This window comes from Paenibacillus sp. FSL W7-1279, assembly GCF_037969845.1.
In the GTDB taxonomy this organism is placed as follows: Bacteria; Bacillota; Bacilli; order Paenibacillales; family Paenibacillaceae; genus Paenibacillus_AQ.
In genome coordinates this window covers 3,255,775-3,280,774 of record NZ_CP150215.1, presented here as the reverse complement: position 1 = coordinate 3,280,774, position 25,000 = coordinate 3,255,775, and the positions used below count along the sequence as shown (strand labels likewise).

The window sequence follows — 25,000 nt, the reverse complement described above, 5'->3', positions numbered from 1 at the left end:
TCCAGGTGCGGGTGATATCCCAGGCTCTCGGACTCGTACCGGTGGCTGCATATCAACGGGTTGGGACTCCGTCTTCACATTATTATGCGGCTCTTATCCAGTCTCTGCACCTTCAGCTGCAATCTAAGCGCATTCGCAACAACAATCACGGAGCTTGCCGCCATGCCGATGCAAGCGATGCGCGGATCCAAATAACCGCATGCGGCCAATGGTACGGTAACGGCGTTATACAATAGAGCAAACAGCAAATTCTGATGAACGTTTCGTATCGTTTGGCGGCTCCATGTATACGCATCGATGATGTTGAATAGCTTGTTTCCGATCAGTACGATGTCGCCGGCCTGTTTAGCTGCGTCCGCTCCCCCGCCCATCGCCATGCCGACATCTGCCACGGCTAGCGCAGCCGCATCGTTTATGCCATCGCCAATCATCGCAACGGAACGCCCTTGATGTTGAAGCTCGCGGATGAATGCCAGCTTGTCTTCAGGAAGCATGCCTGCGCGCATCTGATCGATCCCGGCCGCGGCAGCCACCGCCACGGCGGCCTGCTCCTCATCGCCCGTTACCATCCACACATCGGCTCGGCGCTTTAACTCCTGTACAATCTTCCGGGCGTCTTTTCTAAGCTTGTCAATCAATACAAGCGATCCGATGCACTTCCCGTTCACGGCGACATAAATCCTGGTATAGCCGGGGTGATCTGGAGGACTCTCCGGCTGTATGCCCTGCTCCAGCAGCCATCTTCGATTTCCCACGCATACGTGCTCACCTCTGACATAGCCTTCCATCCCTTTCCCAACCCGCTCTTGAAATTTCTGGGTTTCCAAAATGGGGGAATGTTTGTCTTGGGCAGCTCGTACAATGGCTTGTGCTAACGGGTGGGCGGACCGGGAAGCCACCGCAGCCGACATGGATAGCGCGTAGGCAGCTTTGGCTTTGACGCCGTCCGCAGTGTGAATCGCCGTAAGTTGAGGCGTTCCTTCCGTCAACGTGCCGGTCTTATCCAACAATACGACATCGGTTCGGCGCAAACTCTCCAGAGAACGGCCGTCTTTGAACAGAACGCCTCTTTGGGCTGACGAGCCGGTTGCGATCAGGACGGATACCGGCGTAGCTAACCCAAGCGCACAGGGACAGGCGATCAGTAAAACAGACAGCGCGTGGCGCATGGCCGTTTCGGATGCATCGGGAGATTGGGAAAACCAGAGCCACCCCGCATAGGTAAGCGCAGCACAACCGATCATCAAGGGAACAAAAATCGCCGCTATACGATCTACGGTTCGCTGAATGGCCGGTTTCCCCTGCTGCGCGGACTCGATTAGCCCAATCATTTGAGACAGGCGGGTTTCGTCATGATACTTATCAACCACGATGTCCAAACTTCCGATCAGACAACGCGTTCCGGCGTAGACTCGATCTTTCATGCCCTTGGCCACTGCTGTACTTTCACCTGTCAGCATAGATTCATCGGCATCCGCCGATCCCGACTGAACAAAGCCGTCAATGGAGATCCATTCCCCCTGATTCACCCGGATGCGGTCTCCGATCTGCACCTGATCCGCTGAAAGCCATTCTTCCCCATGACTGCGTAAAACTCGAACCCGTTTAACCTGAAGCTCATATAAGGCACTAAGCTGTTTCAGCGCTCTGCCTTTGGCCATGGTCTCAAGCCACTTGCCCAGCAGAACCGCGGTCATCACCATCGCGATCGTATCAAAATAAAGCGTTGGATGCGTGAAGCTGTCCCGGGATTCAAACATGACATAGTGGCTGTAGAAATAAGCCACCGAGGTACTTAACGCAACGAGAGTATCCATGTTTGCCGTACGATGGATCAATGCCTGGTAAGCTCCATAATAGAAAGGATACCCAACGCCAAACTGAAGCAAGGTAGCGAGCACCCATTGAAATACGGGTTCCATCAACAAATTCGGTATCCATTGTGCTGGCCAATCGGCAACATGCGCCATCATCGCCCATATGAGCGGCATGGATAAACAAGCGGCAATAATAAACCGGATGCGATAAGCTCCCGTCTCCGCACCGATCCCGGCCTGTGGATGCGACAGCCTGTCAGTCGCTCCATAGCCAAGTTTTTCGATTTTCTCCATGATCTTCTCTATTCCAATCTGCGTCGGTTCATAATGAATCGTGGCCTGAGATAAGGCGAGGCTAACACGGACAGATTGAATGCCTTGCACCTTACGAAGGACTTTCTCGATCCGGGCTGCACAAGCCGTGCAAGTCATGCCCGTCACTTGGATTTGATGCAGCGTCACAACGATTCCTCCCCACCCTCTGCTTATTTCTGTTTTCGCTTGTCCATACAATGTATGAAAATACACGTAACATCAGAATGGCTAAGAAGGGCCACCGATTGCGATTTTTGCCTGAAAGATTGTGCAGCAACCATAAAAGCCGCCAATTTGGCGGCTTCAGATGAGCAGATATTTTTGTTTTTTTGACATCAACCACATATTGAAACTGATACCGAGTCAAAGATTGCGATGATCTATTTAGTCGATAACCGCCGGGATAATGCGTTCTTTAATCAGTGTCCATCGATCCCGCGGATTAACGGTAAATGCTGATGCAATGGCTACGACCAAGTCTTGCTTCGGAATGCAGCATATGATATTGCCTCCATCGCCTACTGCCGAGTATGCAGATACTCCGTCCTCATCGCGCAACCACCATAGATATCCATAATGGTTGGGATTCATCGCCGTTGATTGGTCAATCCATGCCCCCGATATAATGGGCTGATTGTCCCATGTGCCGCGGTTCAGATAAAGAAAGCCGAAACGAGCCATATCTCGAGGACTTAGCGTAAGCCCCCATCCTCCAGTAGAATTACCGGCTGGATCTTTGACCCATCCCCTGACGTCTTTTCCGAATAAATCATCAAATCCGAATGAATTCATGTCATAATCCGGAATTTCGTTCATGCCGATCGGTTTAAACAAGTATTCGTTAGCAAACGCGCGGGCACTTTTTCCTGTGCTGCGAGTTATGACAGCTGAGAGGAGATGCACCCCTGCAGTAGAATACTTAAATGCTCCCAGACTTCCACCGATGCCCAGCATATCCAGCGTATAATGAACCCAATCCGATTGCATGCACAGTTTGTCCAGCGGTTCGTGCCAATCCTCAAATGGATATGGAGCCGTCATCGTGAGCAGATGGCGTATCGTTACTTCCCGTTGTTGTCGAGCGTCAGCCTTAGGTTCATATTCGGGGAAAAAATCCAGCACCTTCTGATCTGCATGTTGTATATAGCCTGCATCTATAGCAATGCCAATGAGTGCAGATATGATACTCTTTGTAACCGATGCAACATGGTGCCGATCTTCCGGGCCATAACCATGATCGTATTTTTCATAAACGATAGCTCCGTGTCGAGCCACGACTATGCCATGAATATCGGGATATTCGGTTTTGATCCATGAATCCAGCCCTGAAAGCTTGTCAGCGTCCATTCCCACCGTCGCCGGGGCTAGGGTTTGCCATAATGTCGTTGGCCAGCAGCTTCTTTTCATAATAGATACCTCGCAGAATTCGTTATACAAGCTATATGGTATATGTAAATCTCTTATTTTTTGGTCACGGGGAAATACACCTCGGTCACCAATTCCTCGGCAGTCAAGGCCTGATAGGGGTCGGTTACATAAACTTCATAGGGCGATTGAGTCAAAGCATATCCTTCATCTTCTATCCATTCCCTCAGTTTGGCATATACCGATGTCAAATTGGAATAAGCCCCCTTTAAAACAGACCTCGCGCAAAGGCCACCGGACAACACTCTCGTTCCCTTTACAGCCTCCCTGACCGGAAGGGCAAACTCGGTGTCATTGCCTGCAGGATGGAATTCCGGACTGTGATATATGGTCATGGGTGTTCCGACCAAGGTAAGCTGCTCCCTGGCAATCTTTTCGTACAATCTGCTGTAATACCCGCCATATCCTAAAGCATAGTCATCACTGCTCATCATTTGACGCATGTTAAGGATATTCATTGGTCCTGTTTCAACAAGCCGTACTTCGATATCATCCAGATATGACATCAGATGTATGCCCTGCTCCAGATTCAAGATATCCTGGTTCATTTGTTTTAGGATATATTCATACGTGTCTATCTTCTCCTGAATATCCCTACGTTTGCGATGAAGGGCGAAGCGAAGCTTCTCTTCGGATGGATCCGCTTCCTCGTCCAGAATCTCCTTGATTTCTTCCAGCGAAAAATGATAAGACTTCAAACGGTTAATATAGAGCATTTTCTTTAATTGACTAATGGAATAATATCGGTAACCGTTTTCCGGATTGATCTGGTCCGGATGAATTAATCCGATCTCATCGTAATATCGAAGTGTCTTTGTAGATACTTCGCATATTTTGGAGAATTCTCCAATCGACAGCAAAGGTTCACCTCTTTTCTGGTTTATCGCTCTTGGTTCAAGATCACTATACACCTTGCCCTAAGGGCAAAGTCTACAGCCATTTTATGAGGAGGATTATGATCTGCCCGTCCCCGCTATAAATGAGGAGTACCCTCCGGAATTGTACCGGTGTTAAGCCAGTGGTTCACTACCCGATTAAACAGCGCCGGATCAGCAAGCGGTATGCCGTGCCCAACACCGGGAAAGATGATCCCGTCAGCGTTTTCGCTCAGCTGCACGAGATCTTCAGCCGACTTTTTAACAATGCCTCTCTCCTTCTCCCCAACCGTGACCAATAGCTTCGTTGTGGATTCTTGAATCCGCGGAGAGATTGAATAGGACATATTCTCCTTCAGCACCGAAACCAGCATCTCCCGCTTCATATGCAGAGTTTCCGCGTAATACTGTTCAAAGTCAACCTCATTCACATACAGCGTGCTTGCCTGCCATCTGGAAAACCATCTGTATCTTGTTAATGGGAAGCTTATTCGAACGGAAGGTTCAATCAGCTTAAGCGCTGTCGGCATCGGCCTCAGCAATGCGCTGTTTACGATGGCGTAATCAATAAGGCCGGGTCGCTGACATATCATCTCCACGAGAATTTGCGCACCTAGTGAAAAGCCGAAGACAACAATCTCCCGTCCATCAGCTTTGGTCGAAATGACCTCGTTAAGCTGCTCCGCGGTGCGGCTTATGGAAAAAGGCGGATTGCCGGGACTGCGCCCATGTCCGGGCAAGTCAGGTATCAGGCAGAAGCTGTTTTCAAAAAAGGGAATCTGCTTGCTCCACATCCATCCGCTTACACCGCCGCCATGCAAAAAAACGATCATCCTTGCAGCCTGCTTATTTCCGCTCTCCTTGATGTATAGATTCAGTTTCCTCATCCCCAGTCAACTTTATATTTATACTATTATAAAATAGTAAGTATAAAACATGATAGTATATCACCTAATTATCACAATTTTATTGTATCAATTAAGAAATTATAGTATAAAACCATCGATTCCGCCCTCGGTTATTCTATCTCCCCTGGACCAAAGTCGAGGCCTGGTTCCCTCCGAAGAGCCAGTTAAAACTCATTCTGCGGACCGTTCTTCCATCTCCCTCCATCATCTACCATGAAGTGGAAATCAAATACGATTGACAAGGAGAGGAACCCATGAAGCCAAATAAACAAAGCAAATCCAGAACCATTCGTGCCCTGGCAGCCTCCGTACTGTCCGCTAGCCTGCTGGCTTTCCCTGCCGATATCTTTGCCGATACGGCTAAACCCGCCTCAAGTACAGCTTTAACACAGCATACGGGAGCACCGGTACTGAGTGCCAAAGAAGTCAAGGCGTTCACCGACGCCTATTTTGCCAAACCCCAGGTTTCGGACATGCTGGCCGGTGCGCTTGTTGTGGTCGTAAAAGACGACAAGGTGCTGCTGAATACGGGCTACGGCTATGCCGACCTTGAATCCAAGAAAAAGATTGACCCCGATCGAACCTTGTTCCGCATGGCCTCGATATCCAAATCGATAACCGCGACGGCGGTCATGCAACTGGTAGAGGAAGGAAAAATCGACCTGAAGCAAGACATAACCGATTATATGCCGGATGTTAAAATCACCAACAACACCGGGACACCCGTCACCGTTGAGCATTTATTGACCCATACAACAGGCTTCGACTTTACGGACGACTACTCGCTTCCGCAGCATATCATTCAGAAGGGCGAGATGCCGCTTGCCGACTTTATCAGGTTAAATGCACCGGCTGTGGTTCGCACGCCAGGAGAGGTTTACCGCTATGATAATCTTGCCTCCTCCATGCAGGGCTACATTGTCGAGCGGGTATCAGGAGAACCGTTTGAAGATTATGTAAAAAAGCATATTTTCACCCCGCTACAAATGGAGCACGCTGCATTTCGGATGGATGAGGATATCATCGCAAACCTTGCGACTGGCTACAATGCCGAACGTCATCCGTTTAAGCCGTACCAAAACATACCTACCATCGCGCCGGAAGGCGGCATGTTCGCCACCGGTACCGATATGGCCAATTTCATCACTGCCCATCTAAATAAGGGCCAGTTCGGATCTTCCCGCATTATGAAGGAAGAGACCATGCGTTTGATGCATCAGACGCATTATGATGCAGCTGGTCTTCCGTTGATGTCATACGGTTTTGAATCGTTCATGCACAGCAGCCATAACGGCCAAACCCTGATTGGCAAAGGTGGCGATTTGGATGGCTATCATTCCTGGCTTTGGCTCCTTCCCGACCAGAATGTCGGAGGCCTGATCGTTGTTAACAGTGACGCGAGCACATCGATCCGAGCCGAATTTTTCACCGCATTTATGGATCATTTTTATCCGAAGAAGCAGGTTCAGCCGAACGACTTCCCGCTTAATCAGGAGCAGCTCAAGAAATTCGAGGGCATGTTCAGAAGTTTGAGAACACCGATTATCGCCACACGGGTGAAGGCCGGCCAAGGTGAGTTGTTAGTCTCGGATGCATTGGGCGAACATAAACTCACGCCGGTCGGTCCGCTGCGATTCGTAGATGAGAACGGTACGCCTGCCGCCTTCAAGGAAGATGATAACGGCAATGTGGCGTATATGTATTATACGGCGATAGACAGCATGTCCGAAAAGCTCGCGGAGCCTGCTGCGTACAACGACGTTCCGGAAGAGAATCCTTATGCCAAGGATATCTACTTCATGCAGTCCCTCAAGGCTTTTGGGGAGAATGAGCAATCCACCTTCCGACCGAATGAACCGATTACGCGGGCAGAGTTTGTCAGTGTTATCAGCCGGCTGGCCGGGATGAAGCCTAGCGATAGCGCGAGTTCGTTTAAGGATATGCAAGGGCACCCTCTCGCTGGTTATGTGCAGAATGTCGCGGACATGGGAGGTGTCACCGGCACACCAGGCCAGAACTTTGAACCGGATCAGCCGATCACGCGCCAAGAGGCTGCTGCTATAATATGGCGTGTGGCCCAAAACACGCTTGGCGCCAAGGCGGTTCCTGCCAAACTCAGCTCAAAACCGGCTGCATGGGCAGACGAAGCCGTACAGTTCATGGTCGGATCCGGGATGCATGGACCCGAGGTGACAACAGACGCAAACGGGGCCGCCGATTACCGGCCGTCCGACAAACTTCTGCGCAAGGAAGCTGCCGCCATCTATGCGAGACTGATTCAACAAGCCTTTGGTTTTTAATGAAAGAGACATCGAAGTTGGTCATATCCCTGCCAAGTTGACGCCAATAAAGTGACATCTGTAAGCTGCGACCGTTTCCCGGAACTCCAATGGGAAGCGGTCGTTTAGCTTTTCTGAACAGTCTCCGTAAGTTTGCGCTCCCCCGCACGAATGAAGACAATATCCCTGACCAGTTTTTTCACCGGCGTGTCCGACTGAAAGTTTCTTGTTAGCACGTCTTTTATTCCCATGAAAAAATCCCCTCCCGCAGACAACATGTAAAGCCATCTTAACAGATGTCTCTTTTTCGTTGTCTGCCATGAGGGGAGAATTCCAATTCGGGGTGTCTTCTCTTCAAATCGTCGATTCTATTGTATTCAACTTTATTCCAGCTTGAAGTTTCCAGAGCCAGTGCGAACTTTCAGCGCTATGTCGCCATTGCCGAACGTCCCCTTCAGCCTGCCTTCGTCTTCGTCTTTTACCTCATACTGTATTCCGTCCCACTCGATTTTTCCTTCACCGGAGCTTCCTTGAAAGTCAACTTCCAGGGAGGAAGGCTCTTGAGCCAAATCGATGTTTACGTTCCCGCTTCCGGCTCGGAGGTCGGTATTATGGATCAACCGCTCCGATTCCAGGTGTATGTTTCCAGAACCTGTCGTTCCTTGTACGGCCGACTCCCCGTCTTTCAGTTCAACATCACCGCTTCCAGTCTGAAAGTTCAGCGTTGTGGCATGGTAGCGTTCCGCCTCTATAGTGCCGGATCCGGATTCCAACATAAAGGATTCGGCTTCAATCTCCATTGCCTCAATATCACCACTGCCGGTATACACCGTAAGTGAACCTGCATTTACTTCCTGAATATTGATATTCCCGCTGCCTGCCTTAACGGTGACAGCATCTCCACGCATATTTCCGATCTCGATATCGCCGCTTCCACTTTCAATTTGGGCCGCTGTCCATTGCTTTTCCGGTATTTCCACGGATAAAACGATATCCATAATATTCACACCAAACTCAATACCGTCAGGAACATCAACCCCGATTTCCAGCGTATCTCCGTTCGGCTCGACCTTCAATTTCACTTGGTCTGCATTTTTTGTGCTTACCTTTCCGTTCAACCGGACTTTAATCTCGTCTGCATTTCCTTTTGTGATTTCAATGTCGGAGCTTCCAGTTTGAATGGACAAATCCCGGTAATCATCAGCGGCGAATGTTTTCTCATCATTAATTTTCTTGGTCTTAAAGGAAAATCCGAATTGAACATCCGAAAAAATGTTCCTCGGGTTCATCGTAAAGAGCAACAGCAGTACGCCGGCCACTACGATCAATATACCTGTTTTCTTTTGCATAATGTGTTCCCATTCCTTCCGTCGTCCCTTTTTGTCTCTCTTCTGCCAAATCCTGAAGTCCTATTCAGTATAGCATCCATTTAGAGACTTGAGCATTGGTCCAGCGAATGAGACGAGAACCTCGACTTTAGTCCAGTATAGCTTAGCCGGGGTGAACGACAAAACAGCCAGTCCGCACCCGGCTGGCTGTTCTCGTCGCTATCCCAACGCCACATCAAGAATCATCATCAATACGAAACCGAACATTAAACTCATGGAAGCCAAATCCTTATTCCCTTTTTCTTGCGAACTTGGAATAACCTCTTCGGCTACAACGAAAATCATCGCACCGGCCGCGAAACTCAATGCGTAAGGGAGCATGGGTTCAATAAAGGCGACGGCTACCGCGCCGATTACCGCGGCAATGGGTTCCACCATACCCGAGAACTGTCCATAGAAGAAGCTTTTTCTCTGGGACATTCCGTCACCTCGTAAGGGCATGGAAACTGCAACGCCTTCCGGGAAGTTTTGAATGCCGATGCCCAAGGCCAGCGTCAAAGCCCCTACCAACGATGCTTCAGTCCCTCCATTGGCAAGCGCACCGAATGCGATCCCGACCGCTAACCCTTCCGGAATGTTGTGGAGGGTAATAGCGAGGACCAGCAGAGTACTCCGTTTTCTCACTTTGGGGTTATATCCTTCCGCTCCTCCAATCGGAGAATTGGGATGAAGATGGGGTAATACCTTATCGATTCCCCATATAAAAACTCCACCTAATAAAAATCCGAAGGCCGCCGGAAACCAGTTTCCAATCGCATTGCCTTCCGACATCTCGATGGCTGGAGCCAATAAGGACCAGTAACTGGCCGCAATCATGACACCGCCGGCAAAACCCAACATACTATCCAGCAGACGCTGGTTCAATGTTTTTGTAAAAAAAACAAGAGCCGCCCCTAACGCCGTCATTCCCCAAGTAAACAAGGTGGCTAGTAATGCTTGGATAATGGGATTGAATTTCATAAAAAAATCTACCATTAAACAAGAACTCCTTTATGAAAATAATATGATACCAGATAATATCTCCGAATATAGACCTTACATACATTTAACGGTTATTCAGAGGGTGATCTAGAAATTATGTACCCGCGTGCGTTCATTCTAATGCAGCCAGTGCAAATTATTATATATCATAATATGCGATGATGGTTGTCTTTTATTTTTCTGAAAACTCTACAATTTACAATCAACGATATCCTCCGCCAACACTCACCTTTTGGTAAGTACCTGTACTAAAAGTGCATACTTACATAATTGCAGTGCGCGCTTTATACTCAAGAATATCAATCATGCTCAAGGAGGATACATCATTGAAAACACTTGTTATCGTTACACACCCAAACCTGGAAACATCCGTCATTAATAAGCGGTGGGTAGAAGAACTCCGACAATACCCGGAAAAATATACCGTACACGAATTGCATAGGGTTTATCCCGACGGAAACATTGATGTGCAACAAGAACAACAGCTTATTGAATCGCATAGCCATCTTGTTTTGCAGTTTCCGATCTATTGGTTTAATTGCCCGCCACTCCTCAAGAAATGGCTTGACGATGTTTTTGCTTATGGTTGGGCTTACGGTTCAAGAGGCGATAAATTAAAGAATCGGAAAGTGGCTTTAGCTGTATCCGCCGGCATCAAGAAAGAAGATTATCGGGAAGACGGAAGGTATCGCTACACGCTTGCCCAGATCCTAACTCCTTTTGAAACGACCTTCCTGTACTGCGACGCAGATTATCGTTCGTTCTTTGCCTACTATGGGCAAGAGGCTGCTCCTGGAGGCAACACGCCTGACATGGACCTATCGCCTCCTGATAACGCACTGGATATAAGTGCACGAGACTATTTGAAGTTCATAGACAACATGTGATAAATAAACCGAATGAAGCCGTTAAAAAAGAAGTATTTCCTTGTTCAGGAAATACTTCTTTGAATATAACAAAACCTCATGCTTCCAGTTGCACAGCTTCCAGAGCCGGCACACTGTTTTTCTCTCCCCACTCGCACATCATATGTAACACAGGAATGAGGGATAGTCCGCGTTCCGACAAGGTGTATTCGACTTTTGGAGGGACCTGGGGATATTCCGTGCGAACGATTAGCTCATCGGCCTCCAGCTCCTTTAACATGATGCTTAGCGTTTTAAAGGATATAGAACCAATGCTTCGCTTCAGCTCATTATGCCGCATCACCTTATTTTCAGACAGCCAGTACAAGATGATCATTTTATATTTACCGCCGATCAAGGATAACGTATAACCAAAGCCGGTGTCTTGAGGTTTCACGCCAGTCGGAACACAGGTTTCTTCGTGCATAAGTCACACTCTCCTTCGAATCTCTTCCATTACTCATGTACTGATCATCTTAACATAAAAACAGTACTGGATCGAAAGGAGATCTGTAGAACTAATTCGCTGGAATGACCCTCATCCCGCCCAGACGTCTTTTACATATTGTCCCGACGCCTCCAGCCCGGATAGCCAGGCGGCAGCCTCTTCTGCACTAACGCCATGTCTTTCCCGATAGGAAAGCATTAGTGTTTGCTCTACCTCCGGGGCCATCCGGGAACCGTCACCGCAAATGTACATTCGTGCTCCTGCCTCAAGCAGTGACAGCAATAACGCTCCGTCTTGTGTCATTAAATGCTGGACGTAGCATTTATCTACACCGTCTATCCTTGAAAAGGCTGTATGCAAGGTGACCAAGCCTTCTCTCTCCGCCTGCTCAAACTCCTCGCGGTAAAGATAGTCTTGCTCCGGATTCCGACAGCCGAAGTACAGATGCGCAGCACCCAGCTCCTGCCCAGCCTCCCGAAGCGCTTGTCTTGCCTGGATGAACCCCCTGAACGGAGCCACGCCCGTGCCTGGACCGATCATAATCATTGGCGTTGCCGGATCCTCAGGCAGCGCAAAGCCCGACTCCGGAGAACGAATGAACATCAGAACCTCTGCGCCCGACTTCATCTGTTCCAAATAGTTGGAAGCCACGCCCCGGTATTCCCCTTGACCGCTCCAAGCACTGCCCCGAACGACACTGACCGTGATGCTTGCCGTATTCGGGCTAACCTTCGGGGAGCTGGAAATCGAATAATATCTCGGCTTCAATGGCGGCAGGAGCTCAAGAAACCGTTCAAACGGCAGCTCGCAGGCTTCATACCGCTCCAGCAGGTCGAGCATGGTGATCCGTTTGGCCCGCACTTCAGCCTGATAGGTCGCTTCCGCAAGCAGTTCTTGAAGCTCTTTGGCATGCGGCGGGCATACCGTGTAAGCGGCCATCTCCCGAATCTGTGCTCTTGTGGCCGGCTCCTGCAGCTCCACGCTGCGGAACAGCAGGTCGTCCAGACGGACAGGAATGCCTGTCGGCAAATGCGCACGGCTTCTTCCTTCAGCAGACAAGATAAGATGAGCACCCGCGTCCAGTTTGAATCTTCGGAGCACTCGCTGAACCAGCGTCACCGGATTGACCGGAAGCACCCCCAGATGATCTCCTTCACGATAATCCGTTCCCGCGGGAAGCGAGATTTCGATATGCTGCGTGATCCTTCCACTATCCGCATGCTGCAGATTGCGGGTATGAGCAACGTGCCCGGTTACAGCCTGGTAGGTTTCAGCCAGAGGCACGGCGGCCGCTCCCTGCACGAACTGGACGGACAGGGCACTGCGCTTCGCCACATTGACGGACGTAAGAGGGAGTCCTAGCGATTGCATCAGATCCGGCCATAAATGCTCCGTCCATTCGTCGACTTCATGCTCAAAGTCTCCGCTGGCATCACTCTCACCACGCGTAAGCAGTCGCTGCGCCCCTTTGATTGCAAGCTGATCGTCTATCAAGCGCGGAATCCGCTGATAGGTGCTTGCCCAGTTGTGGTCTCCGCAGCCGAATACCGCATATCGCACACCCTCAATTTCTGATACATCGGCATCCTCCAGCCATTCCATAAATGCTTTGGCATTGGAAGGGGGCTGCCCGTTGTACGAGGCGGTTACAATGATGACGGCGCCTTCCTTCGGAAGCCTTCCGGCATAATCGTCCAGTGTGCCCACCTGGCTGTCGAACCCTTGGTGCTTCGCAGCATCCGCCACCTCTCGGGCAATTCCCTCTGCCGTGCCCAGATTGGACCCGTATAACGCGAGGAGCGGCGTATGATGAACATTAGTCCCGGTTGTATCGGACAACGTGGCATATTCCCGCTTCTCCGAATCGTTTGCCCCCGTCTTGCCTCCTGCCGGAACCAACAGTGCAGCCCCGTCCTGACGGCTTCGAACTTGAATATGGAACCCTTCCGGCTTCAAAGTGAGTGTTTCCTTAACCTTTAACTCATAAGACTGGTTATCGATCAATTCAAAATATTTGAGCACCAGGCCAAGCACCAAGGTTGCCTCCTGCAGCGCAAACTGCTGCCCGATGCATGCGCGTTGTCCGTTGCCAAATGGTTTATACGCGTCATGCGGTACCTTGCTGGGGTCTTCGAAGCGCTCCGGTCTGAACGTCTCCACGTCGTCTCCCCACACGCGGGAGTCCCTGTGTAGTCCCGGAATCAGGACCGTTACGCTGTCCCCCTTCTGAATCGGATAGGTTCCTCCGATTGCCGTATCTTCCTTTGCATATAACGAGAAGGCAGGCGCCGTTGGCCATAAACGCAGCGACTCGCTAAGAACCATGCGGACGTATTTGAGCTCCCGCACCTGGTTGTAAGTCGGCACGGAATCTTTCAGAACGCGGTCCACTTCGCTTACCGCTTTATGCAATTTATCCGGATTTTTCAGTAAATAATAAATAGCAAAGGACAGCAATCCGCTTGTCGTCTCATGCCCCGCGATAAGAAAGGTAATCATCTGATAACGAATATTCTCTTGATCCAGGCGCTCGCCTGTGTCAGGATCGACGCCTTCCAGCATATGCGCGAGCAAATCCCCTTCTTCACCGCCATACTTTTTGCGATCTTGTATGAGCTCATCAACTAGCGAGAACATGTTTTGGACATCTTCCTGAAACTGCCGCTTCTTTTTAATCATAAACATGTCCTGTATGCCGAGACGGTGCAGCTGATTCATGCCTTCATCAAGGGCCCGCACCATGCTGTCGATAAACGGGTGATTGTCTTCCCGGTAGAAGCTGTTAAAGCGATAATTAAAACCACACAGGCCGATGGTATCCAGCGTCAGACGAGTCATGTCGGCAGGAACGTCCACAGATTCGTCAGGGTTGAGCCTAGCCCATTTCTGGATGAGCTGCATCGCGATATCAACCATTTTGGTATGGTAGCCTTGCATCGCACGCTGGCTAAAGCTGGAGAGCAGGATGTTATGTGCCTTTTTCCAGTTGGGCTCGTGTGTAGCGCTCGTAAACAATCCATCACCTGCAAAAGGACGGACATTCTGAAGCGGCGCCCAAATTCGTTTATCAAAACGCTTCTCATCACACGCGTCCTTGACATATTCGTGGCCGGAGACGTACAGCTCCCTGCGTCCACCCGGATATTGAAATTGAAATATCGGCCCAAGTTCCGAGGCGACCTTCACAAGTGATTGGACCGGAGCAGCGGAATCCAGCAGCGGCAGATTGCCGAGCGGTCCGTAAGTTTTAGGTTGAGGTACTTGCTTCATATGCGACATTCGATCTCCCTCCATGATCCATAGTTTCTTTAGTATGCGTCCCTTTGACCGGACAGGTGAAATCGCATCCAGTACTCATTGACCAATATCGTAATATGGTCATTTCGCGATAAAAAAGGAGGATTGACGGCGGCTTCGTTAGTTTCCACTTCGCTTGGCTGTCTTATCCTAGCCTTTACCCTATCACGATATGAAGGTCACGCATATCAGCCGTAGGTCCTTTAGGACTATAAAACCAAATAAAGGATCTCCCACCCTGAAATGCAATGAAATTAGTCATTGTTGTACTTTGCAAAGGAATGTTTTCAGAAAATGTTCACAGAATTTTCACTTACGAGAGACTTTCTCCAATCTCTATAATGACAAAGGTAACTAGAAAGGATGATGAAATTGCCAGCAACAAAAAAAGAAAATTTTTATTTTGGTTTGATGATGTGTCTGGGGATGGTTATCATGATGACCTCCTACAATTTGTTCACAAACGGATTAATTGGGAACATATCGTTTATGGCCATACTCCTGCAATTGGTGTTGGGCTTCGTGATTGCCTTCTTATTGGAATCGTTAGTTGTCGGACCCATAGCAAAGAAAATTGTTTTTTCCTTATTGCGTAATAAATCCAGTAAAATCCTTATGATTGTGATGATGGCATTTTGTATGGTGATCGGCATGGTTACTTTTATGTCCATGTACGGGCTAGCTTCCTCCTATTATGCAAACCGGCTTGGAGGGGAATCACTGCTTGGAAGCTACTTCTCCATTTTCATTAAAAATTTCGTGTTTGCGCTGCCGCTTCAACTTCTCATTGTAGGCCCGACCGTTCGCTTCCTGTTTGGCAGGTTGAAAGCAAAACGCGTGAACGAATCATTATCTGCCGTATAAGCGATTGGAATACAATCTCTCTCAAATCATGACCACCCGTCCAACGGGTGGTTTGCTCTTGGGGTATAACCCCTTGTTGCCAAACTGCGCCTAAAGACGCTAGCCTGACCATAACTCTGTTCAGGCTCATTGTTATTTGTCACTTTCACTTACCAGTTAAACTGGTTTATTTCTTTTTGCCCCTGTTGCTGCTGAATGGATCTTCGTACTCTTTTACACTCAACTTATCCATGGCTTATCATGTGCCTCTTGTTCACGAATGTACTTCGCTACTGTTGCTTCATTCAAACCTACTGTACTCACATAATATCCTTCTGCCCAAAATTTTCGATTCCCGTATTTATATTTTAGTTGTGCATGCTTCTCGAAGATCATTAACGAACTTTTCCCCTTTAGATATCCCATGAATGATGAGACTGAAATTTTCGGTGGGATAGCCACCAACATATGGACATGATCGGGCATCATGTGACCTTCTATAATTTCTACTCCTTTGTACTTACATAAGCGTTTGAAAACTTCTATTAAGTCTCTTCTTACTTGATTATAGATCTCTTTCCGTCTATACTTCGGGGTAAATACAATGTGGTATTTGCACATCCACTTTGTGTGAGCTAGGCAGTAGCTCTTGGTTGCCATTTGAGACCATTCCTTTCTTTGAGCCTGAACATCTCAATTTTATTGGAATGGTCTCAGTGGTCAAACCCTCAATCCCTCCACCCGCATAGCGGGTGGTTTTTTGTTTCGCGCGTTTCACGCACTCAACTGGCTAAAGCCATAACAACAAAAGCCGCGATATTCGCGGCTTTCTTTATAGTGACTGAAGATGCCGCTCACCAATTGCATGCTCAGAATCGATTTAGCCGGCATGCTTCAACGCTCTTCGATCGCTGTACGAATATCATAAGCATCGATGTCGATATCCAGTGGTATTCCAAGAGCCAATTTCGCTAATTGACTACCGATAAAGGGGCCCATCGTCAATCCGGACGCCCCCAGTCCGTTTGCGGTTATAAGGCCTTCCCAGCCAGGGACAGCACCTATAACCGGAAGAAATCCGGGGGTAAACGGACGAAATCCGACACGGACCTCTTGAAACGTGCTGTCAGCTAGTCCCGGCGCCAAGGCCAATCCTTTATTCAGGATTTCCTGCATGCCGCCGGCTGTTATTCTCGTATCGTAGCCTTTGACTTCATTTTCGTGAGTCGCTCCGATCACAATCTTCTGGTTATCAAAAGAGAGTAAATATTGATCCGATGGCGGCATGACGACCGGCCAGGTGCCTGTATCTTGCCGGTCAGTCGCCTGCACATGCATGATTTGCGCTTTTTGAAAACGAACCTGAAAGTGAATGCCTAGTGGCTGAAGCAATTGATTAGCCCATGCACCAGCACAAACAATGACTTCATCTGCCTCAAATCTGCTTGCTCCGACAGCGGCTCCGGTTACGCGATTAGCTTGATATAACAATGCGGCATCCCCGTTTATAAGCTTGGCCCCGTTCCTCTGAGCGGACCGGATCAGCGCATCGCGCAGTGCACGACCATCGACACGGGCGGCGCCGCTAATGTGAACGGAATGATAGCCATCTCGAAGCAATGGGAAACGCTCATGGGTTTCTTCCTCATTCAGCCGGGTGATCTCACCGATTTCCGGAGCATCCGCTTTTCTGTTATGAGCCCGTTCTTCCATCTTGCGGATTTTATCCAAATCCTCGTGAATGCTAAGGGCCCCGACTTGTGCGTAGCCCGTTTCTGTCTCACCTTCGTTGATGAGTTCTCTCACTAAATCAGGGTAATAACGCGCGCCGGCCTTGGCTAATTGGTACCAAGCCTGATTCCGTCTTTGCGATAGCCAGGGGCATATAATGCCCGCTGCGGCATCCGTAGCCTGTCCTTTATCATGGCGGTCTATAATAAGCACTTCCGCTCCCATTTTGGCTAACTGATAAGCAGTCGATGCCCCAAGTATTCCCGAACCAATGACGATCACGTTCTTCATGCATGACATTCCCTTCCTTAAATCACTGTATCCATTATAGCGAATGCAGGGAAAAAGTATAACGCACATCATTTCAACGGTCTAAATCAGGCGGCTAAAGCTTGTCAGCGGGAGCATTTCTTCCCTATAAAAGAACATGCAAAAAAAGCCGCCAAATAGGCGACTTCACATCCATGTGATCTACGGTTGTTCTTGCGGACCGGTAATTATTATTTTCCCATGACAGCAAAATAGTTTTCTTCATACTTTACGGCTTGATCCTGATTATCCACGTACACCATAATTTGACCAATTTTGCTAATCATCGATTGGTACACTCCCTCGTATAAGTAAATTAAACGTCAAAACCAGATTGCTTCTAAGACTTCCATTTCTCTTCAGAGCATTGCATGCCAGATGCAGGTATATTTCTTATCCATTGCGATTTTAGGTTAACTTTTGGTTAAATTTCGTAATTTAGCGAAATATAAAAAAGAAGTGCCCGTCGAGATATTTTGCGGGCACTTCTTCACTTGCTCCAAATGAGTAGTCTAGTGAATTATTTAATAGGGATACTCACCTCAAGATCTTTCAAGTAATTTTTGACGATCCCTCCGTTCTTATCCAGTTTGAATTCGCCTGAAGCTGCATTGGGATCTTTGAATTCAGGCGTGAACGGCTTCATGACAATCGATTTTGCATTCGCTTCCGGAGCCTCCAGAATAAAGTCGTAATAGTAATCACCGTTCTTGTTGTTCTCATCGGTGCCTCTTCCCGAAATTCGCTCCAGTTCATTACCTTGATTATCAAAGAAATCATACAGGATCGTTGAATCATGTCCACCCCTCAGAACGAACTGAATTCGGGTGGAGTGAGCTGTAGAATGAACCTTCTTTAGCGTCATGCGCAGATCATCCATTTTTTTAGTTATGTTAGGCTGAAGAACAACCGGTTTGCTCATCACTTTTTGAATCGGAATCTCCAACGTGAACGGTTTTTGAACACCTTCCAGCTCAATTTTAGCCGTTAATTTGAACTTATCAGGAAACGCTTCAAGGTTGCCTCCAAGCAGGGATGCATCGCTCAGTATGATAACCGCATGATTCGCATCTGTACCCGGTGATGTGCTTACGCTTGGTCTTTTCGACAAATCCCCTCCCGCAAATTCGTGTATGGATTTACCGTCAATGAAGACGTCCATTTGGCGGATAGAACCTTTATCATGGATATATTCACCCATCTGCTCATCCCAATGGCCACCGGTTAAACTGCCGGAAAGTCCTTTACCGCTTCGCTGCAGTTCAACTTTAACATGGTTGCCGTCGTATAATGCTTTGGACACTCCAAGGGTAATCCCTTGTTGGGTATCGCTAGCTACCTTGGATTCGTCTTGGACCATGCTCTTGGACGCTTGAGGCTTTGTTGCCCTTATACTCGCCGCTTGAGCAGTTCCCCATACTGCTCCACCCAGAATCATACCTGTCAGTGCCACGGTACTCATTACTTTATACATTGTTTTCATGTTTTTTTCTCTCCATTCGATTTCTATTTTTTATGTTTGTTCTTTTCTAATCCGGATTTATCTTATGAGCTCTATTTGACCAAAAGGCGAATCTCAATATCTTTCATGTATTGTTTGATGATGTTGCCTTTGCTGTCCAACTTATATTGACCGGAGGCGTCATCTTCCAGCTCAGGCTTAAAGGGCTTTATGGTCAATGAGTTCACATTTTTGCCCAGCCCATCAAGGAGGATATCATAATAGTAATCACCTTTTTTATTATTCTCGTCGGTCCCCCTGCCACTGATCATGTTAAGCTGTCTACTTTGATCATCCACAACATCAAAGGAAATCGAATTCTTGCCAGGACCTTTTAGTATGAGCTGTAATCTTGTCGAAGTAGTCGTAAGGGTAGCCTTGTTCAATGTCATGCTTAGACCATTCGATTTCTTGGTGAGATTTGGCTTTAAGACAACCGGCTTGCTCGAACCTTTCTGTATCGGAATATCCAAGGTAAAGGGTTTGCTTACACCTTCAAGGGTAACAGCGGCATTGAGCTTGAATTTATCGGGAAAAGCCTTGATGTTTCCTCCAAGCTGTGATGCATCCGTCAGGGTAATGATCGCTGTGTTCGGATCACCGCCTGCTTTCCAGCTTAAACTCGGTCTTTGTGACAGACTTCCGGTACTATGGATTGATTTGCCGTCGATCAGGATGTTCATATTGCTGATGGAACCTTTCTCCATAATATATTCACCGGTCTTACTATCCAGCTTCCCTTCCGTAATTCCACCAGTAAATCCTTTGCCACTCCGTTTGATCGTAATGCTGACATGGTTCCCGTCGTATACTGCCTTGGTTACCCGAAGAGTGATTCCGGATTGGGTAACAGATATAGCTGAAGCAGCAGCCATTATCTGCGTAGAATTGCTGTTGGCACTAGTTTTCTCGGCGGCTGCGTCAGCATGACCCAAGACCGTTCCCCCAAGAAGCATCGCAGCGAGTGCTGCCGTAGACATGACTTTACATTTTTTTTTCATAGGATCTCCTTGATATGTCTTTTTATATTTTTACCATTGAACGTCATAGAGCTTATCCAAACCGAGATGATCCACTGGAATGGTAATCTCCAATTCCTTCAGGTACGCCTTGGCCATTTCTCCGGTACTATCGACTTTGTACAAGCCGCTGTTAGCTGCGGGATCTTGAAAGACGGGCAGAAATGGCTTGATCGTTATGGATTCTGGCGCATCTTCAAACCGGTCAAACATCAACTCCAGCAGCTCTTGTTGTTGTCGATCATCCCGGTAGACTCCCTTCCCGGAAATCCGGCCGAGCTCTCTCCCCCGATCATCCCAAACCTCGAACAGCAGATGATGCTCACCAAGCCCAAGCTCTCCTGACTTGTCCGTACGTTCCAGATTCAAGATGAGATCTGTGGTGATTGGAGTGAACTTCAGCTGCTCCAGCGTAATTTGAAATCCGTTCCATTCTCTTGTTTCTCCAGACGAGACCGTAATTTGATCTGTATTTTTCCGAACAGGTACATTAAAGATATAAGGGGCATCAATTCCTTCAAGCGTAATTTTGGCCGTTAACTGGAATTGATCCGGCAGGGATTGATGTTGATTTTCTGAATGTGAAAATCCTATGAGTTCGTACAGTACGACGTTGGGATCCGAAGTCGGCTTGCCAATCAGACCCGGTTTATCGCTTAGGCCGGGGTCATGGATGGAGGTACCGTCAATGAGCATCTCCACATCGGTGATGGCTCCTCTTTGAAATCTATGCGTTGTATCCAAGTCCTCCTGGATAACTTCAACATCCGATATCCCCCCGGTAAATCCTTCACCTTCGCGCTTCACCGCCAGGGACAAACGAGTCCCGTCATATACAACCTGCGGTATTCGAAGGGTCACACCTTGATGCGTTACGCTAGCGTTCGGTTCAGATGCCAACCCCCGCTCCCCCGCTGTTTGTAGCCCCAAATCATCGGCTAACCTGAAAATACTGCTGATCAGCGGAATTTTTTTTAGCGATTCTGCCATTGCCGGTGAAACGTAAGCACTGCTTATCACCGCAATCATGGCCGCCGCGGCTGTAGCTGCTACCATTCTGCGTATCTTAGTGGAACGCTGTTGCTGGTTCGATCTCGTTAACATCGGAAGATTTGTCAGAGAAGCGTAAACCTCGTCCTGATGACGGCGAATTATATCCGGAACCTCGCGCTGAGGCACTTTCCCTATCTCCCGAAGTTCTTTGTCCAAGTCAAAAGGATTCATAGGCCAGCTTCCCCTTCCGATTTTGTTTTACCTGATCAAACAATACTCCCCGTGCTCTGTGAAGACGTGCCCTTACCGCTCCATCCGTGATATCAAGCACGCTTGCGATTTCCTTAATTGGCAAATCCTGAAAATAGAACAAGTGTATAACGATTCGAAGCGATTCATCTAAGCGTTCTACCGCTTCACGAAGATCCAGTTTGTGGCTGTCCTCATAATAGTTGGTTGTTCCTACGCGCTCAGGCACTTCTGCCATGACTACAGTACGCTCTCTGCTTCGAAGCAGCTGATTGCATTCATTGATCAGAATCCGAATCACCCAGGTTTTAAAATACTTTGGTTTTTGTAATGTAGATAAAGATTTATATGCTTTAAGTGTTGTCTCCTGAAAAGCATCCGCACAATCTTCATCGCGTTTTAGAATGGACTTCGCCAAGCCATACAGTTCGGGTTCCAGCCTCCGGAAGAGCCGGATAAACGCTTCAAGATCTCCTCGCTGCGCTCTCTTGACTTCATGTTCCAATTCTCGCACGATATTCATCTCCTTCTTGAGGGCCCTCTATAAGATTAGATGGACGAGTATACCGAAATGTTATATTTTTCGAAAAAAACTTGATGGGTGCCCGTTTGACACAAATTACGTTCATCGTTACTATTATAAATGACTCAATGGTTTTTCAGAAAACCAAATAGTACAAATCTCGAAATTTTTAAAAGAAAGTAGGTTCACCATCATGTCAGATCCATCTGCAATTATTCGTAACACCTCAGAAGAAAGAGCTTTTGCAATTAAAGACATCCTTGCGCCATTGCTTGCCGTCATCATCGGCACCTTCATGGTCCTGTTGGACAGCACGGTTGTCAATGTCGCCGTACCTACGCTGGTTCAATATTTTGATAGCCCCCTGCATACCATTCAATGGTCGATCGCCGCATACACGCTTGCATTGTCCGCGGTCATCCCTCTCGCGGGATGGCTGTCGGATAAATTTCAGCCCAAACGGGTGTTTCTCATATCGATCGGATTGTTTACGATAGGATCCGTGTTATGTGCTTTTGCCCAGACAGCCGAGCAGCTCATCGCCTTTCGGGTTATTCAAGGCATGGGTGGCGGTATGGTATCGCCGATCGGGATGGCCATGGTATACCGTTTGGCACCTCCGGACAAAAGAGGTTCTATCATAGGAATGTTTGGAATTCCATTACTGCTTGCCCCAGCGCTCGGTCCCGTATTGTCCGGATGGCTGATTGAGTTTGTCAGCTGGCAATGGATCTTTCTGATCAATCTCCCCATTGGCATGATCGGGCTATTCGTGGGCATCAGACATCTGCCTTCCTTTTCAGAAAAGGAAGCTCCGTCTCTGGACATTGTCGGCATGCTTCTTGGGCCCTTAGCTTTTGCCATGATTACTTATGGAGTCAGTGAGGGAGGGGTAAGCTGGACTTCCGCCAAGACTTTATCCGGAATCATTATCGGCGGGATTGCGCTGCTTCTCTTCATTTGGTCCTGCTTACGGCATAAACAACCGCTGCTTGAGCTGCGTGCGTTCAGATCGGCTGATTTTACACGTGGCATCATCATCTCCTGGATCATGCAGGCAGCGATGTTCGGCTCCGTGCTACTATTCCCGCTGCTTCTTCAGCAGATTAGAGGTTTTACTCCGCTGACAACCGGGCTCATTCTGCTGCCGCAGGCAGTCGGTTCCATGATCTTTATGCCTCTGGCAGGAAAGCTTTTTGATAAGGTGGGCGCACGTCCCCCGCTTGTGGCCGGAATGACGCTGATGACAGCTGCGTTGTTCACGATGTCCTTTGTTCGAACCGATACCCCTTTACTACTCATCATGATCGTATTGTTCTTCATGGGCTCCGGCATGGGGTTATCGATGATGTCCTTGAATACGCATGTATTAAATGCAACCCCTAAGCACCTTGTAAGCCGGGTTACTCCGCTCACAAGTGCATCACAGCAGGTCATCGCCTCGTTTGCCGTAGCCGGCTTCACGGGATATTTATCTTCCCGGATGACATCTAGCCTGCCGAGTAACTCTGTTGGAACCAACCCTATGGAGTCCCATGCTGCATCCTTTTCGGACACCTTTTTCCTGGCTGCCTGCATTGCTTGTGTAGGACTGGTTCTCAGCTTGTTTCTTAGAAAACCCAAACAAATAACCGAGGAATCTTCGTTCCATTGAACAGCAGACATCGAATAAACCACAATAACCGTTACACATAGGAGGAGCTTACTTGAGATTCGGAGAAATGGTTATCATACTATTCATTATCGCTTTGGCTATAGCTACGATTTGGGGACCAAAATCGAAGAAAAGCCGGCTGATCTACTCGTTAATAGCGCTATATATCGTTACGGTTGTGCAGATCATCGTTGAGGATTGCCGGTGGCAAATGATTCCTTGTTACGCGGCTTCCGTTATCCTGACGGTTGTCATCATTTTTAGAAAACCCGAAAAGAAACCGTCCAGTAAGAAGAGCAGGAGAAGATGGTTAGCCTGGTTATGGACCACGGTATTGTTCCTATACGCATCAGTCATGGTCGCACTGCCTCTCCTGCTCCCTGTATTCGCATTTCATCAACCTCAGGGACCCTATCCTGTGGGAACTGCGGTATACCACTTTATTGACAATGACCGGCCCGATGAATACTCTGCCGATCCGAAGGATCACCGTGAGCTGATGGTACAGTTATGGTATCCTTCCGAGCCCGAAACGGGGGAAGAAGCCGAACCCTATATCCGCAATGTAACAGCGATTACACAAGGTCTCGAACAGGCCTTGTCCTTCCCAGCCTGGACGTTAAGCCATCTGGGTCTCGTGGAGACCCATGCCTACAGCAATGCCCCGCTGTCCTCCATGGAGCAGGAATATCCGATCTTGATTTTTTCACATGGCATGACGGGTTTCCGCAACCAGAATACCTTCCAGATCGAAGAGCTGGCCAGCCATGGATATATCGTGGTTGGAATCGACCATGCCTATGATGCGGCTGCAACCGTATTCCCGGACGGCCGGGAGGTTTTGATCAACAAGCACCAGCTTTCAGGTTTTGAAGCGCTTGACGAGCACATGACATTATGGACTCAGGATGTATCTTTTATTTTGAATCGGCTGGAACAATTGAATAGACAGGATGAACAGGACCGTTTTACCGGTCGTTTTGATCTGGAACGAATCGGCATGTTCGGGCATTCTTACGGCGGTGCGACTGCAGCCCAGATGCTGCTGAAGGATTCTCGTATCCAGGCTGCGATCAATATGGATGGGACCTTATATGGAGAACCTATGCCGAGCACGGGACTTAATAAGCCATATCTACAGATGAATGGTGAGAAGAGTATCGACAAGTCGATATTCGATAACTCGCTGGATCAAGCTATGGCGCAAAGCGGCCATACACGGGAGTATTACGAAGATTTTTGGGAGGAGACGGTAAGGCGTCGCATGAATGCTCTGCAGGGAGGCGGATACGCGATGACGATTCCACATACTTCCCATATGAGTTATACGGATTTTCATCTGTTCTCTCCGCTGCTGCCTAACCCGGGAGAGGATCCAGAATCGGTTCATCACATCATAAACGAGGTAAGCGTTGCTTTCTTTGACCAGCATCTCAAGGGAAAACGGCATAACGCCATGGATGAACTATCGAAGAAATATCCGGATATCGAGCTCGTTCAAGATTGAGGCACCTTTCTTGTGCCTGTGGATTAGCTCTGC

Annotated in this window: 19 protein-coding genes and 1 pseudogene; 5 read left to right on the top strand and 15 right to left on the bottom strand. The window is 48.3% G+C overall.

Translation table 11 applies throughout. The annotated features are described in order from the left end of the window. Positions 1–74: 74 nt before the first annotated feature. The 4 genes from MKY82_RS14630 to MKY82_RS14615 form a co-directional block, all read right to left on the bottom strand. On the bottom strand, positions 75–2,279 hold the full coding sequence (locus MKY82_RS14630) for a cation-translocating P-type ATPase (RefSeq protein WP_339296411.1): 2,205 nt from the start codon (positions 2,277–2,279) through the stop codon (positions 75–77). Positions 2,280–2,516: 237 nt separating this feature from the next. Further along, positions 2,517–3,539 (bottom strand): serine hydrolase, encoded by a 1,023-nt coding sequence (locus MKY82_RS14625; protein ID WP_339223747.1) that lies wholly within the window; start codon positions 3,537–3,539, stop codon positions 2,517–2,519. A gap of 53 nt (positions 3,540–3,592) precedes the next feature. Continuing rightward, the gene (locus MKY82_RS14620) at positions 3,593–4,417 is read right to left on the bottom strand and encodes a MerR family transcriptional regulator (protein WP_339296410.1); all 825 of its coding nucleotides are present in this window, start codon (positions 4,415–4,417) and stop codon (positions 3,593–3,595) included. A gap of 113 nt (positions 4,418–4,530) precedes the next feature. Continuing rightward, a complete protein-coding gene (locus MKY82_RS14615) occupies positions 4,531–5,265 on the bottom strand; it encodes an alpha/beta hydrolase (RefSeq protein ID WP_339296409.1) in 735 nt (244 codons plus the stop codon). A gap of 329 nt (positions 5,266–5,594) precedes the next feature. On the opposite strand from MKY82_RS14615, the gene MKY82_RS14610 reads away from it, so the two are divergent. Then, positions 5,595–7,640, top strand: coding sequence for a serine hydrolase (locus MKY82_RS14610; protein WP_339296408.1), 2,046 nt, complete (start codon positions 5,595–5,597; stop codon positions 7,638–7,640). Positions 7,641–7,744: 104 nt separating this feature from the next. On the opposite strand, the gene MKY82_RS14605 is transcribed toward MKY82_RS14610, so the two are convergent. From MKY82_RS14605 to MKY82_RS14595, 3 genes are all read right to left on the bottom strand, one after another. Then, the gene (locus tag MKY82_RS14605; RefSeq protein WP_259445313.1) at positions 7,745–7,870 is read right to left on the bottom strand and encodes a hypothetical protein; all 126 of its coding nucleotides are present in this window, start codon (positions 7,868–7,870) and stop codon (positions 7,745–7,747) included. Positions 7,871–8,002: 132 nt separating this feature from the next. Continuing rightward, positions 8,003–8,968 (bottom strand): DUF4097 family beta strand repeat-containing protein, encoded by a 966-nt coding sequence (locus tag MKY82_RS14600; protein ID WP_194542414.1) that lies wholly within the window; start codon positions 8,966–8,968, stop codon positions 8,003–8,005. 198 nt (positions 8,969–9,166) lie between these two features. Beyond that, complete coding sequence (locus MKY82_RS14595; protein ID WP_071221625.1) at positions 9,167–9,982, bottom strand: ZIP family metal transporter; 816 nt, start codon at positions 9,980–9,982, stop codon at positions 9,167–9,169. A 332-nt stretch (positions 9,983–10,314) separates the two neighbouring features. On the opposite strand from MKY82_RS14595, the gene MKY82_RS14590 reads away from it, so the two are divergent. Further along, positions 10,315–10,875, top strand: a complete 561-nt coding sequence (locus MKY82_RS14590) for an NAD(P)H-dependent oxidoreductase (protein ID WP_194542413.1) — start codon at positions 10,315–10,317, stop codon at positions 10,873–10,875. A gap of 76 nt (positions 10,876–10,951) precedes the next feature. Here the strand turns inward: MKY82_RS14590 and MKY82_RS14585 are convergent, their stop codons facing one another. Both MKY82_RS14585 and MKY82_RS14580 read right to left on the bottom strand, forming a co-directional pair. Beyond that, complete coding sequence (locus MKY82_RS14585) at positions 10,952–11,320, bottom strand: helix-turn-helix domain-containing protein (protein WP_194542412.1); 369 nt, start codon at positions 11,318–11,320, stop codon at positions 10,952–10,954. A gap of 111 nt (positions 11,321–11,431) precedes the next feature. Further along, positions 11,432–14,620, bottom strand: a complete 3,189-nt coding sequence (locus tag MKY82_RS14580; protein WP_339296407.1) for a cytochrome P450 — start codon at positions 14,618–14,620, stop codon at positions 11,432–11,434. A gap of 390 nt (positions 14,621–15,010) precedes the next feature. On the opposite strand from MKY82_RS14580, the gene MKY82_RS14575 reads away from it, so the two are divergent. Further along, positions 15,011–15,502 carry a hypothetical protein gene (locus MKY82_RS14575; protein ID WP_339296406.1) on the top strand — a complete coding sequence of 164 codons (492 nt, stop codon included), beginning with the start codon at positions 15,011–15,013 and terminating at the stop codon, positions 15,500–15,502. Between the two features lie 166 nt (positions 15,503–15,668). Here the strand turns inward: MKY82_RS14575 and tnpA are convergent. From tnpA to MKY82_RS14545, 6 genes and pseudogenes are all read right to left on the bottom strand, one after another. Beyond that, positions 15,669–16,141 (bottom strand): annotated as a pseudogene (tnpA, locus tag MKY82_RS14570) (IS200/IS605 family transposase). 234 nt (positions 16,142–16,375) lie between these two features. Then, entirely contained in the window at positions 16,376–17,503 is a 1,128-nt protein-coding gene (locus MKY82_RS14565; RefSeq protein WP_339296405.1) for an FAD-dependent oxidoreductase, read from the bottom strand. Positions 17,504–18,041: 538 nt separating this feature from the next. Next, positions 18,042–19,004, bottom strand: coding sequence for a DUF5643 domain-containing protein (locus tag MKY82_RS14560; protein ID WP_339296404.1), 963 nt, complete (start codon positions 19,002–19,004; stop codon positions 18,042–18,044). A 71-nt stretch (positions 19,005–19,075) separates the two neighbouring features. Beyond that, positions 19,076–20,023 (bottom strand): DUF5643 domain-containing protein, encoded by a 948-nt coding sequence (locus MKY82_RS14555; RefSeq protein WP_339223727.1) that lies wholly within the window; start codon positions 20,021–20,023, stop codon positions 19,076–19,078. Positions 20,024–20,053: 30 nt separating this feature from the next. Beyond that, on the bottom strand, positions 20,054–21,265 hold the full coding sequence (locus MKY82_RS14550) for a DUF4179 domain-containing protein (protein WP_339223725.1): 1,212 nt from the start codon (positions 21,263–21,265) through the stop codon (positions 20,054–20,056). Continuing rightward, complete coding sequence (locus MKY82_RS14545) at positions 21,252–21,806, bottom strand: sigma-70 family RNA polymerase sigma factor (RefSeq protein WP_339296403.1); 555 nt, start codon at positions 21,804–21,806, stop codon at positions 21,252–21,254. The genes MKY82_RS14550 and MKY82_RS14545 overlap by 14 nt, the downstream gene beginning before the upstream one ends. Positions 21,807–21,999: 193 nt before the next feature. Here MKY82_RS14545 and MKY82_RS14540 point away from each other — a divergent pair, with 193 nt between their 5' ends. Next, positions 22,000–23,460 carry an MDR family MFS transporter gene (locus MKY82_RS14540; protein ID WP_339296402.1) on the top strand — a complete coding sequence of 487 codons (1,461 nt, stop codon included), beginning with the start codon at positions 22,000–22,002 and terminating at the stop codon, positions 23,458–23,460. Between the two features lie 52 nt (positions 23,461–23,512). After that, a complete protein-coding gene (locus tag MKY82_RS14535; RefSeq protein WP_339296401.1) occupies positions 23,513–24,967 on the top strand; it encodes an alpha/beta fold hydrolase in 1,455 nt (484 codons plus the stop codon). Positions 24,968–25,000 lie beyond the last annotated feature (33 nt).

Bases quoted from the DNA above. Each gene is read 5' to 3' on its own strand.
- MKY82_RS14625 (WP_339223747.1), bottom strand. From the start codon at position 3,539: ATGAAAAGAAGCTGCTGGCCAACGACATTATGGCAAACCCTAGCCCCG.
- MKY82_RS14615 (WP_339296409.1), bottom strand. From the start codon at position 5,265: ATGATCGTTTTTTTGCATGGCGGCGGTGTAAGCGGATGGATGTGGAGC.
- MKY82_RS14610 (WP_339296408.1), top strand. From the start codon at position 5,595: ATGAAGCCAAATAAACAAAGCAAATCCAGAACCATTCGTGCCCTGGCA.
- MKY82_RS14605 (WP_259445313.1), bottom strand. From the start codon at position 7,870: ATGGGAATAAAAGACGTGCTAACAAGAAACTTTCAGTCGGACACGCCG.
- MKY82_RS14600 (WP_194542414.1), bottom strand. From the start codon at position 8,968: ATGCAAAAGAAAACAGGTATATTGATCGTAGTGGCCGGCGTACTGCTG.
- MKY82_RS14595 (WP_071221625.1), bottom strand. From the start codon at position 9,982: ATGGTAGATTTTTTTATGAAATTCAATCCCATTATCCAAGCATTACTA.
- MKY82_RS14585 (WP_194542412.1), bottom strand. From the start codon at position 11,320: ATGCACGAAGAAACCTGTGTTCCGACTGGCGTGAAACCTCAAGACACC.
- MKY82_RS14580 (WP_339296407.1), bottom strand. From the start codon at position 14,620: ATGTCGCATATGAAGCAAGTACCTCAACCTAAAACTTACGGACCGCTC.
- MKY82_RS14565 (WP_339296405.1), bottom strand. From the start codon at position 17,503: ATGAAGAACGTGATCGTCATTGGTTCGGGAATACTTGGGGCATCGACT.
- MKY82_RS14560 (WP_339296404.1), bottom strand. From the start codon at position 19,004: ATGAAAACAATGTATAAAGTAATGAGTACCGTGGCACTGACAGGTATG.
- MKY82_RS14555 (WP_339223727.1), bottom strand. From the start codon at position 20,023: ATGAAAAAAAAATGTAAAGTCATGTCTACGGCAGCACTCGCTGCGATG.
- MKY82_RS14550 (WP_339223725.1), bottom strand. From the start codon at position 21,265: ATGAATCCTTTTGACTTGGACAAAGAACTTCGGGAGATAGGGAAAGTG.
- MKY82_RS14545 (WP_339296403.1), bottom strand. From the start codon at position 21,806: ATGAATATCGTGCGAGAATTGGAACATGAAGTCAAGAGAGCGCAGCGA.
- MKY82_RS14540 (WP_339296402.1), top strand. From the start codon at position 22,000: ATGTCAGATCCATCTGCAATTATTCGTAACACCTCAGAAGAAAGAGCT.